Origin of the sequence: Protaetiibacter mangrovi (genome assembly GCF_024752305.1) — a bacterium.
Lineage (GTDB): Bacteria > Actinomycetota > Actinomycetes > Actinomycetales > Microbacteriaceae > Homoserinibacter > Homoserinibacter mangrovi.
In genome coordinates this window covers 155,420-166,568 of record NZ_JANTHX010000008.1, presented here as the reverse complement: position 1 = coordinate 166,568, position 11,149 = coordinate 155,420, and the positions used below count along the sequence as shown (strand labels likewise).

The following is an 11,149-nucleotide window of genomic DNA, read 5'->3' as shown; positions in this document are numbered from 1 at the left end:
GGCTGTCTTGTGCGCACGTGCCGCGATACTGGAGCCCGTGACCGAACTGCTCTGGACCGGCCCCGCCGACTCCGCCCGGCTGCTCGTGCTGGCGCACGGCGCCGGGGCGGCCATGGACTCCGACTGGATGAACCGGATGGCGGCGCTGCTCGGCGACCGCGGCATCCGGGTCGCGCGGTTCGAGTTCGCCTACATGGCGGCCCGCCGCGAGGGGGTGCGCCGCCCGAACCCGCGCGCCGAGGCGGTGCTCGACGAGTACCGCGCCGTGATCGAGCAGCTGCGCGGCGAGACGGATGCCGTGCCGGTGATCGGCGGCAAGTCGTTCGGCGGGCGCGTGGCCAGCATGATCGCCGACGAGCAGTACTCCGCCGGACGCATCGGGGGGCTCGTGTGCCTCGGCTACCCGTTCCACCCGATGGGCAAGCCCGAGCAGCTGCGCACCGCGCACCTCGCGGAGCTCGCGGCCCCGACGCTCATCTGCCAGGGCGAGCGCGACATCATGGGCTCTCGCGACGAGGTCGCGGGCTACACCCTCTCCCCCGCGATCACCGTCGCCTGGTCACCGGACGGCGACCACGACCTGAAGCCCCGCAAGGCTTCCGGCCACGGCTTCGCCGAGAACCTCGCCGCCGCGGCGGACGCGGTGGCGGCTCACGTCTGACCGCTACGCGTCGAGCCGGTACAGCCAGCCGTGGCGGTCCTCGACGCGGCCGTACTGGATGCCGGTGAGCTCGTCGCGCAGCGACATCGACACGCGCTCGGCGACCTCCGGCATCACGATGTCGAAGTCGTCCGCCTTGATCTCCGAGATCGGGGTGATCACGGCGGCGGTTCCGCACGCGAACGCCTCGACGATCTCGCCCGACGCGACGCCCTCGCGCCACTCGGTGATCGACACGGGGCGCTGCTCCACCGTGTAGCCGCGGTCGCGACCGAGCTGCAGCACCGAGTCGAGCGTGATGCCCTCGAGGATCGAGTCCGAGTCCGGGGTGATGAGGCGGTTGTCGCGGGTCACGAGCACGACGTTCATGCCGCCGAGCTCCTCCAGGTACTCGCCCTGCTGCGCGTCGAGGAACAGCACCTGCGCGCAGCCGTGCTCGTACGCCTCCTGCTGGGCGACGAGCGAGGCCGCGTAGTTGCCGCCGGTCTTCGCCTGCCCCATGCCGCCGTGGCCGGCACGCGTGTAGTGGGTGGAGAGCCAGATCGACACGGGCGTCACGCCGCCGTGGAAGTACGCACCCGCCGGCGAGGCGATGAGGTAGTAGTTGACCTTCTTCGCCGGACGCACGCCGAGGAACGCCTCCTTGGCGAACATGAACGGGCGCAGGTACAGGCTCGTCTCGGGAGCGGTCGGCACCCAGTCGCCGTCGACGGCCACGAGCTGCGTGAGCGAGTCGAGGAAGTACTCGGTGGGCAGTTCGGGGAGCGCGAGGCGCTTCGCGGAGCGCTGCATGCGCGCCGCGTTCTGGTCGGGGCGGAACGTCCAGATCGAGCCGTCGGCGTGGCGGTACGCCTTGAGGCCCTCGAAGATCTCCTGCGCGTAGTGCAGCACGGCCGCAGCCGGGTCGAGCTGGATGGGTCCGTAGGGCTGGACGCGGGGACGGTGCCACCCGCCGCGCTCCGACCAGCAGATGTCGACCATGTGATCCGTGAAGGCCTGGCCGAAGCCCGGGTTCTCGAGGATCGCCGCGCGCTCCTCGGCGCTCTTGGCGTTCTCGTTGCGGGTCACCTGGAACTGGAGGTCCTGGGTGGCCATGGGGAGGAGGTTCAGGGTCATGGTCGGCTCTTCCGATAGGTCGTGGACTCTATTGTGCGCCCGCGGGACGCGTTCAGTGCAGGCGGGTGGTGATCGCGGCGCCGACCTCGGCGGTCGTGCGCGGGGTGCTCCCTCTCTCGGCGAGGTCCGCCGCCACCGCAGCCTCGACCCGGCGGGCCGCATCCGGGAGCCCGAGGTGGTCGAGCAGGAGCGCGGTCGACAGGATCGCGGCCGTGGGGTCGGCCTTCTGCTGCCCCGCGATGTCGGGCGCGGATCCGTGAACCGGCTCGAACATGCTGGGGAACGTGCCGTCGGGGTTGATGTTTCCCGAGGCCGCCAGTCCGATGCCGCCGCTGATGGCGCCGGCCAGATCGGTGAGGATGTCGCCGAAGAGATTGTCGGTGACGATGACGTCGAACCTAGCAGGATCGGTCACCAGGAAGATGGTCGCGGCGTCGACGTGCAGGTAATCCCACGCCACGTCCGGATGATTGGCCGCCTCCGCCTGCACGATGCGCGACCAGAGACCCCCGGCGTGGGTCAGCACGTTGGTCTTGTGCACGAGCGTGACCTTCCGTCGGCGCTTCTCGGCCTGCGCGAACGCGAAGCGCACGACCCGCTCGATGCCGTAGGCCGTGTTGACGCTCACCTCGTTGGCGATCTCGTGGGGCGTGCCGGTGCGGATGCTGCCGCCGTTGCCGACGTAGGGCCCCTCGGTGCCCTCCCGCACGACCACGAAGTCCACCTCACCCGGCGCCGCGAGCGGGCTCGGCACCGTCGGGTAGAGCACGGTGGGGCGCAGGTTCACGTAGTGGTCGAAGGCGAAGCGGAGCTTCAGCAGCAGACCGCGCTCGATGATGCCGCCCGCGAGCCGCGGATCCCGCGGGTCGCCGCCGACCGCCCCCAGCAGGATCGCGTCGTGCGCGGCGAGGGCCGCCAGGTCCGCGTCGTCGAGGATCCGCCCCGTCTCGAGGTAGTGCGCGGCGCTGAACGGATACGTGGTGACGGCGAGCTGCGCCTCGTCGGCGGTCGCCGCCTCGAGCACGGTCACCGCCTCGGCGATCACTTCGGGTCCGATGCCGTCCCCCGCGATCACGGCGAGGTCGATGGTGCGCGTCATGCCTCCTAGGCTATCGGCGCCCATAGCGCGTCGGATGCGCGCCGTCAACGGGCTGTCCGCATTCCGTGCGGCTTCCTACTGTCGTATCGGCCCCCCCCACGTGGGGCCCTGACCCAAGGAGGCCACCATGAGCATCGGGCTCGGCATCTTCCTCTTCGTCGTCGGCGCGATCCTCACGTTCGCGCTGAACGTCCAGGCCGACTGGATCGACCTCGACCTCGTCGGCTACCTGCTGATGGGCGCGGGCGTGATCGTCGCGATCATCGGCATCGTGCTGATGGTGCGCAAGCGCCAGTCGGTGACCACCGTGCGCACGAGCGTCGACCCCGAGACGGGGTCGCGCGTCGACCAGCGCGCCACCGAGAGCGACCCGCTGCCCTGAGCGCGGGAACCGGTCTCTATCGGGTGGGACCGGTGCGGCCGCGGCATTCCCCTGGGAAGGATGCCGCGGCCGCTTTTCGTGTCCGGGCCTAGGCCTCGACGATGTCGATCTCGCGCACCTCGTCGGCCTCGATCGCCACGCGGACGCGCTCGAGCACCTCGTCGGGCACCGGCGAGTCGACCGTGATGATCGAGAGCGCCTGGCCGCCGGCGCTGCGCCGCGCGATCTGCATACCGGCGATGTTGATGCCGGCCTCGCCGAACTCCTTGCCGTACACGGCGACGATGCCGGGGCGGTCGGTGTAGAACATCACGATGTGGTGCTCGCCGATCGGCACCTCGATGTCGTAGCCGTTGAGGCCGATGATCTTCTCGGTCATCTTGGTGCCGGCGAGGGTGCCGGCGACCTCGAGGGTCGTGCCGTCCGAGAGCACACCGCGCAAGGTGGTCGTGTTGCGGTAGTCCTTGCTCTCCTCCGACACGTTGAGGCTCGAGGTGATGCCGCGCTGCTCGGCGAGCAGCGGGGCGTTCACGTACGAGACGTTCTCGGTGACCTGGTTCGTGAAGTAGCCCTTGAGCGCCGCGAGCCGGTAGACGCTCACGTCGTAGGCGGCGAGCTCGCCGCGCACGTCGATCTCGAGGTCGGTCAGCGCCCCGTGCCCGGCGACGGCGGCCAGCACCTGGCCGAGCTTCTCGACGAGCGCGATGCCGGGGCGCACGAACGGGTCGATGACGCCTCCGGCGACGTTCACCGCATCCGGCACGAGCTCGCCCTCGAGCGCGAGCCGCACCGACTTCGCGACCGAGACGCCCGCCTTCTCCTGCGCCTCGTCGGTGGAGGCTCCGAGGTGCGGGGTGACGACGACGTTCGGGAGGCCCAGCAGCGCGGTGTCGGTGGGGGGCTCGGACGAGAACACGTCGAGGCCCGCACCCGCGATGGTGCCCGCCGCGAGCGCCTCGGCGAGCGCCTCCTCGTCGATGAGCCCGCCGCGCGCGACGTTCACGATGTACGCGGTGCTCTTCATGCGGGCGAGCTGCGCGGTCGAGATCATGCCCGTGGTCTCGGGCGTCTTGGGCATGTGGATGGTGATGAAGTCCGACTGCTCGAGCAGTTCGTCGAGGGTCACCAGGCGCACCCCCAGCTGCTGGGCGCGGGCCGGCGTCACGTAGGGGTCGTAGGCGATGACCTCGACGCCGAAGGCCTGCAGCCGGGCGGTGATGAGCGCGCCGATGCGACCGAGGCCGATGATGCCGACGGTCTTCTCGAACAGCTCGGTTCCGGTGTACTTCGAGCGCTTCCACTCCCCCGCGGCGAGGCTCGCGTGCGCGGCCGGGATGTGCCGGGCGAGGCTCAGGATGTGCCCGATGGTCAGCTCGGCCGCGCTGATGATGTTCGAGGTGGGCGCGTTGACGACCATGACGCCCGCCTCGGTGGCGGCCTTGATGTCGACGTTGTCGAGCCCGACCCCGGCACGCGCCACGACCTTGAGCGACGGCGCGGCGGCGAGCGCCTCCTCGTCGATCTGGGTCGCGGAGCGGATGAGCACCGCGTTCGCGTCGGCGAGCGCGGACAGCAGCGCGGGGCGGTCGGTGCCGTCGACGGAGCGGACGTCGAAGTCGGGGCCGAGGGCCTCGACGGTGGCGGGCGAGAGTTGTTCGGCGATCAGGACGACCGGCTTGGCCACAGTGGTTCCTTCGTGCGGGGGCTGCGGCTCAGGCCGCGAGAGGATGACGCCACGGCTCGCGCGGGCGCGGCACAGGCAGCCTATCGGACGCCGCATGCCCGTTCCGTCCCGTGACGGGCCGGGACTCAGGCCAGCACGTAGAGGGTGAGCGCCGTCGCGGTGGTCGCCGCGAGTCCCGCGGCGAACACGACCACCCGGCCGCTCAGCATCCTCCCGCGCCCGAGCAGCAGGGCCGCGAGGTAGAGCACAGGCGGCAGCAGCACCCCGAGCACGAGGGTGGTCCAGGGGATGTACTCCGCGTAGCCCTGGGCGGAGTAGAGCGGCGGGAGCGCGATGAGGTTGCTCGCCGCGGAGAACTCGAACCAGCCGAAGAGCGCGGCGAAGAGCACCGCCACGCCGATGCGCCAGGCGAGCGGCGGGCCGATCGGCTCGGCGGGTTCGCGGTCGACGTCGGTCATTGGGTGCTCCCGATCCAGTAGAGCAGTCCCGGCCAGGGGATCAGCACGAGGGCGCCGACGAGCAGCGCGATCATGCGCTTCGCGGCGCGGCGGGAGACCGTGTCCGGGGTGAGCGTGATCGCGGCCGCGAACCAGAGGGCCGCCGCGATCATGGCGAGGAACTCGCCGAACTGCCACATGATCTCGCCGAGCGTGTCGAGCCCCGGATAGCTGAGCAGCTGCGCGGAGAAGATCCAGCCGATCGAGAGGGCGAGGTACACCACCCCGAACGCGCCGGTGCCCACCAGGAACGCCGTCTCGCGGGGCGTGCGCGGGGCCTCGGCCGGCTCGTCGTCCGGCGCGGGCTCCGCGGGGGCGCCCACCGCATCCGCGTCGTCCCGCAGTCGCGGGGCCGACTGGCCGCGCGCCTCGTCGCCGGCCCAGTGCAGCGCCTCGTCGTCCGTCTCGTCGACGGGCTCGGGGTCGCGGGTGCTCACCTCACGATCCAACCCCATCCCGCGGCCCGACGCACATCGGACGGGGCGACACGAGGTGGCGCCTCAGGATTCGAGGCGCAGGCGGAAGACCTCGACGAGCGGCTCGTGCAGCGGATGACCGGGCTCGATCCCGCACAGCTGCGCGGCGAGCGCCGAGGCGTCGGCACCGGAGGCGAGGGCGGCCTGCAGTTCGACCGCCTCCGGGTCGTCGGCGGGGTCGAACCGCAGGGCCGCGCCGACCGCCGTGAGCAGGTTCCAGGCGGGCTCGCCGCGCTCGACCAGCTGCGCAGCGGGGTCGATGAAGCGCTCGTGCCTGCCCAGCTTGCGCAGCGGGGCGCGCCCCACGCGCACGCAGCTGTCGGGCAGTTCGGGGTTGGTGATGCGGGCGAGGGTGGTCTCGACGTAGCCCTGCTGCTCCTCGGCGGTGAAGCCGTGCTTCGCCACCAGCAGGCCGCTCGTCTCGGCGAGCACCGCGCGCACCTCGGCCATCACCTCCGGCACCGCGAGGGCCTCGGCGATCGTGTCGATGCCGCGGTGGTAGCCGAGGTAGGCGGTCGAGGCATGCCCCGTGTTGACGGTGAACAGCTTGCGCTCGATGTACGGCTCCAGGTCGTCGACCCAGTGCACTCCCACGATCTCGGGCTCGTCGCCGCCGAACGGCGTGCGGTCGACCGCCCACTCCCAGAATGCCTCGAGGGTCACGTCGAGGCCGCCGTGCTGCTCGGGCACGATCCGGTCGATGGCGCAGTTCGCCCACACGGCCCGCTCCATCGCCCCGCCGAGCCCGCGCACGGCCTCCGCCAGGATGTCGGTGCCGCCGATCGCGTTCTCGCAGGCGATCACGACGAGCGGCTTCGCATCCGCGGGACGCTGGGCGAGCCCCGCCACGATGAGCGGGGCGACGAACTGCAGGATGCGCGCCCCGACGGCGGTCGTCACCACCTCGGCCGCGGCGATCTCGGCGGCGACGTCGTCCGGATGCTCGCGCGAGTTGATCGCCCGGTACCCGTCGATCACGAGGTCGCGCGCGCCCTCGCCCACCTCGTGCACCCGGTAGCTCGGCTGCGCCTGCAGCGCCCCGATCAGCTCCTCGCTGACGTCCGCGAACACCACCTCGTAGCCGCTCTGCCTGAGGAACGGCGCCACGAAGCCGCGTCCGATGTTGCCCGCCCCGAAGTGCACCGCCGTCGCTGTCACCGTCTCATTCAACTCCGGCGCCCGGCGCGGGGCCAGGGCGGGTTCTTCCGGCGGGGCGGAAGACCCCGAATCACCCCTCGGCGACGATCTCGGCCGCGACCCCCAGGATCGACGCGAGCTCGGTGCGCGAGCGGATGCCGAGCTTGCGGTACACGTTGCCGAGGTGGAACTCGACGGTCTTCACCGTCACGAACTGCGACCGCGCGATCTCCCGGTTGCGCTCCCCGCGCGCCGCCGCCTCCGCGATCCGGTGCTCGCTCGGGCTGAGGAGGGCGAGCCGCTCGTCGGGCGGCAGGATCTCGTCCGGCGAGGTCACCCGGGCCGCCACCGAGCGCGCCTGCACCGCGAGCGGTCGGGCACCCTCGCGCACCGCGTACTGGAAGGTCTCGCGGGCGTGGCGGCGGGCGGCCTCGCGCTGGCCGCGGTCCAGCTGCACCTGGGCGAGCCCGAGATGCGCCTCGGCCCACTGGTAGTGCCGCGCATCCACCAGGTCGAGGGCGAGCCGATAGAGCTGCTCGGCCGACTCCGGGTCGTCGTCGAGCCGCGCCGACGCGACGTACAGCGCCGCGCGACCGTGTGCGGGCAGCGAGGCCGGCGCCATCGAGACGGCCTCCCGCAGCACCTCGCGCGCCCGCGCGAGATCGCCGACACCGGCGTAGGCCTCCGCGAGCGGGGGCCGCCAATCCTCGCCGAACATCGGGATGACGCTCTCGTGGCGCACGATGTTCGCCTCGGCGAACTCGATGGCCTCGCGGTAGGCACCGGATGCGACGAGGTGCAGCAGGCGGGCGGCGAGCCCGATGCCGACGAACATCGCCGGCTGCGGACCCGCGTCGAGGGCGGCCACCTGCTCGGCCAGTTCGATCTCGCCGGTGCGCACGTAGCCCTTCACGAGGTAGTACTGCATCGCCGGGAAGTAGGTGCGCCACCCGAGCTCCGACGTCGTGCGGGCGGCCTCCAGGTCGGCGAGACCTCCGCGCAGCCGCCCGTAGGCGATCCGCAGCGCGCCGCGCGCGTAGCTGGCCGTGCCGAAGCCCTGCACGCTGCCCGAGTCGCGGGCGTCGGCGACGGCGGCCGAGAGCCACTCCTCGGCCTCGTCGACGAAGCCGTAGCAGTTGAGCGCACCGGACACGACGTAGGTGATCGGATCGTCCGCGCCGCCCTCGGCGACGACACCCAACGATCGCCGTGCGTGGCCCTCGCCGCCTCCCGTGCCGGCGAACGAGAGCGCCAGCGCGACGACGGCGAGCACCGCACGATCGGCCTCGGTGTCGGCGGTGGCCGGCCGGCTCTCGATCTGGGCGACCTCGGCCAGCAGCGCCCCCATCGGCTCGCTCGAGAAGGCGAGCTCGTTCGTGGCGACCTTCGCCAGCACCAGCCGGCGCTCGGCGTCGGACACGTCGGCGTTCGCCGAGATCGCGGCGCGCGCGGCGGCATAGGACTCGCCGGCCGTCGCGAAGTCGTTCGTCATGTAGGCGGCGTCACCGAGCTCCAGGAAGCGCTCCGCGCGCACACGGGGATTGTCGACCTCGCGCGCGGCGGCGCGGATGAGGGCGAGGCCCGCCTCCGACTCGCCGGCCATCACACGGGCGCGGCCCTCGTCGAAGACCCACTGCGATGCCGCGAGCTCGGTGAGCGCGCCCTCGGCACGCGCCCGGGCGAAGAGCCGCGCCGCCATGGCGGGGTTCCCCGCCTCGAGCGCCAACCGCGCCGCGTCGGCGAGCGACGCCGCCCGACGCGGCCAACCGCGCCGCGTCGGCGAGCGACGCCGCCCGACGCGCGTCCCCTCCGGGGATCGTCTCGAGGTCGTGCGCGGCGATCGCCGACAGCGGCGCCCCCGCTTCCCGGAGGGCGTCCGCCACCCGCGCGTGCAGCTGCGCCAAGCGGTCGGGGTCGAGGCTCGCGAGCACCCCCTCGACGACGATCGGATGGACGGGTCGCACGACGTCGTCGCGGCGCTCCACGAGCCCCGCCGCATCGAGCTGGGTGATCAGCTCGGCGAGGCGCGCATCCGAGACCCCCGCGGCATCGGCGAGCAGCGCGGGCGCGAGGCCCTCCGGCACGACGACCGCTGTCTGCACCACCGTGCGCGCGTCATCCGGCAGCGCGGCCAGGCGGGCGCGCAGCCCCTCCCGGATGCGTGCGGGGCCCGACTCGAGGCCGTGATCGATGAGCTCGCGCACGTAGAACGGGACGCCGCCGCTCACCGCGAACACCCGCTCGACATCGGCATCCGAGCCCTCGGCGAGCGAGCCCACGGCGGTGATGCTGAGCGGCGGGGGTTCCAGCAGCGAGGTGCGGGCGCCCGCGAGCATGGCGGCGACGGCGGGATCCGCGTCGAGTGCCGGGTCCGGACGCGTGGCGATCAGGATCGCGATCCGCTCGGTGGACAGTCGCGCGACGAGGGTCGTCAGCAGGCGGCGGCTGGCCTCGTCGGCCCACTGCAGGTCGTCCACGAGCAGCAGCAAGGGGCGCTCCTCGTCGAGCGCGGACAGCGCCCACTGGGCCGCATAGGCCAGGGCCACGGGCTCCGCCGTGCGCTCGCCGCGCAGCACATCGCGGAGCATCTCGGCCGGGCCGTCGAATGCGGGCCCCGGTTCCTCGTCGTGGGCATCCGCTCCGAACCACTCCCAGAGGAGGCCGTGCGGTGTCTGCGCACTGAGGACGGTGAAGACCGCGCGACGGACGTCGAAGCCTCGGGCCACGGCCAGCGCGGCACCCTCGGTGAGCAGTGACGACTTGCCGATCCCCGGCTCGCCGACCACGACGACGGTGCGCGTCGAACCGGATTCCGCTCCCGCGAGCGCGCCGTCGATCGCCGCGAGTTCGGCGGCGCGTTCGAGCAGAGGACGATCGGGCACTGTGGTGGTGTGGAGCGGTCGAGGACCCGGCCGAATGACCGGTCGCACCATTGCACCGCCCCGGGGCCGCTCCGCACAAGTCCGGACTTCGCCGAGGGACAGCGGAGACGACTGAGGGACACCCGCGCGCGGGTGTCCCTCAGGTCGCAGACATGTCTCGCGACAGATCAGCGCGATCCAGCGACAGGTCAGCGGGCGGCGCTGCCCTCCGTGTAGTCGGAGTCCTGCTGCTTCCAGGCGAACAGCGAGCGCAGCTCCTTGCCGGTCGTCTCGATCGGGTGCTGCGCCTCCTTCTCGCGCAGGGCCAGGAACTCGGGGGCGCCCGCATCCTGGTCGGCGATGAAGCGCTTCGCGAAGGCACCCGACTGGATGTCGGCGAGCACGCCCTGCATGTTCTCCTTGACGCTCGGGTCGATCACGCGCGGGCCCGACACGTAGTCGCCGTACTCGGCCGTGTCGGAGATCGACCAGCGCTGCTTGGCGATGCCGCCCTCCCACATGAGGTCGACGATGAGCTTCAGCTCGTGCAGCACCTCGAAGTAGGCGATCTCGGGCTGGTAGCCCGCCTCGGTCAGGGTCTCGAAGCCGTACTGCACGAGGTGCGACATGCCGCCGCAGAGCACGGCCTGCTCGCCGAACAGGTCGGTCTCGGTCTCCTCGGTGAAGGTCGTCTTGATGACGCCGGCGCGGGTGCCGCCGATGGCCTTCGCGTACGACTTCGCGGTCTCCCACGCCGAGCCGGAGGCGTCGCGCTCGACCGCGATGATGTCCGGGATGCCGCGGCCCGCGACGTACTCGCGGCGCACCGTGTGGCCCGGGGCCTTCGGCGCGACGAGGATCACGTCGACGCCCTCCGGGGCGTCGATGTAGCCGAAGCGGATGTTGAAGCCGTGCGCGAAGGCGAGCGTCTTGCCGGCGGTCAGCTTGTCCTTGATGCTCTCGGCGTAGATGCCGCGCTGGTGCTGGTCGGGGGCGAGGATCATGATGAGGTCGGCCCACTCGGTGGCGTCGGCGACGCTCTTCACCTCGAAGCCGTCCTCGGTGGCCTTCGCGGTCGACTTCGAGCCGTCCTTGAGGGCGATGACGACCTCGACGCCCGAGTCGCGCAGGTTCTGGGCGTGGGCGTGACCCTGCGAGCCGTAGCCCACGATCGCCACCTTCTTGCCCTGGATGATCGACAGGTCGGCATCCTTGTCGTAGAAGATCTCAGCCAAT

At 71.9% G+C, this 11,149-nt stretch carries 11 protein-coding genes; 2 read left to right on the top strand and 9 right to left on the bottom strand.

Translation table 11 applies throughout. The features are described 5' to 3' along the window. Positions 1 to 37: 37 nt before the first annotated feature. Positions 38 to 661 carry an alpha/beta hydrolase family protein gene (locus tag NUH29_RS12085; RefSeq protein WP_258799433.1) on the top strand — a complete coding sequence of 208 codons (624 nt, stop codon included), beginning with the start codon at positions 38 to 40 and terminating at the stop codon, positions 659 to 661. 3 nt (positions 662 to 664) lie between these two features. Here NUH29_RS12085 and NUH29_RS12080 read toward each other — a convergent pair whose 3' ends face one another. Both NUH29_RS12080 and NUH29_RS12075 read right to left on the bottom strand, forming a co-directional pair. Beyond that, positions 665 to 1,756 (bottom strand): branched-chain amino acid aminotransferase, encoded by a 1,092-nt coding sequence (locus NUH29_RS12080; RefSeq protein WP_373317467.1) that lies wholly within the window; start codon positions 1,754 to 1,756, stop codon positions 665 to 667. A 73-nt stretch (positions 1,757 to 1,829) separates the two neighbouring features. Then, positions 1,830 to 2,876 carry a 3-isopropylmalate dehydrogenase gene (locus NUH29_RS12075; protein ID WP_258799430.1) on the bottom strand — a complete coding sequence of 349 codons (1,047 nt, stop codon included), beginning with the start codon at positions 2,874 to 2,876 and terminating at the stop codon, positions 1,830 to 1,832. 127 nt (positions 2,877 to 3,003) lie between these two features. On the opposite strand from NUH29_RS12075, the gene NUH29_RS12070 reads away from it, so the two are divergent. After that, complete coding sequence (locus NUH29_RS12070) at positions 3,004 to 3,258, top strand: DUF6458 family protein (RefSeq protein WP_258799429.1); 255 nt, start codon at positions 3,004 to 3,006, stop codon at positions 3,256 to 3,258. Between the two features lie 88 nt (positions 3,259 to 3,346). Here the strand turns inward: NUH29_RS12070 and serA are convergent, their stop codons facing one another. From serA to ilvC, 7 genes are all read right to left on the bottom strand, one after another. Continuing rightward, entirely contained in the window at positions 3,347 to 4,942 is a 1,596-nt protein-coding gene (serA, locus tag NUH29_RS12065) for a phosphoglycerate dehydrogenase (RefSeq protein WP_258799427.1), read from the bottom strand. Between the two features lie 125 nt (positions 4,943 to 5,067). Continuing rightward, positions 5,068 to 5,400 carry a hypothetical protein gene (locus NUH29_RS12060; RefSeq protein WP_258799426.1) on the bottom strand — a complete coding sequence of 111 codons (333 nt, stop codon included), beginning with the start codon at positions 5,398 to 5,400 and terminating at the stop codon, positions 5,068 to 5,070. Continuing rightward, the gene (locus NUH29_RS12055) at positions 5,397 to 5,876 is read right to left on the bottom strand and encodes a hypothetical protein (RefSeq protein WP_258799425.1); all 480 of its coding nucleotides are present in this window, start codon (positions 5,874 to 5,876) and stop codon (positions 5,397 to 5,399) included. The genes NUH29_RS12060 and NUH29_RS12055 overlap by 4 nt, the downstream gene beginning before the upstream one ends. A gap of 63 nt (positions 5,877 to 5,939) precedes the next feature. Next, the gene (locus NUH29_RS12050; RefSeq protein ID WP_258799423.1) at positions 5,940 to 7,073 is read right to left on the bottom strand and encodes a mannitol-1-phosphate 5-dehydrogenase; all 1,134 of its coding nucleotides are present in this window, start codon (positions 7,071 to 7,073) and stop codon (positions 5,940 to 5,942) included. A 70-nt stretch (positions 7,074 to 7,143) separates the two neighbouring features. Then, a complete protein-coding gene (locus NUH29_RS12045; RefSeq protein ID WP_258799923.1) occupies positions 7,144 to 7,674 on the bottom strand; it encodes a helix-turn-helix transcriptional regulator in 531 nt (176 codons plus the stop codon). Between the two features lie 880 nt (positions 7,675 to 8,554). Continuing rightward, positions 8,555 to 9,934 (bottom strand): AAA family ATPase, encoded by a 1,380-nt coding sequence (locus NUH29_RS12040; RefSeq protein WP_258799421.1) that lies wholly within the window; start codon positions 9,932 to 9,934, stop codon positions 8,555 to 8,557. 188 nt (positions 9,935 to 10,122) lie between these two features. Then, positions 10,123 to 11,148 carry a ketol-acid reductoisomerase gene (gene ilvC, locus NUH29_RS12035; protein WP_258799419.1) on the bottom strand — a complete coding sequence of 342 codons (1,026 nt, stop codon included), beginning with the start codon at positions 11,146 to 11,148 and terminating at the stop codon, positions 10,123 to 10,125. Position 11,149 lies beyond the last annotated feature (1 nt).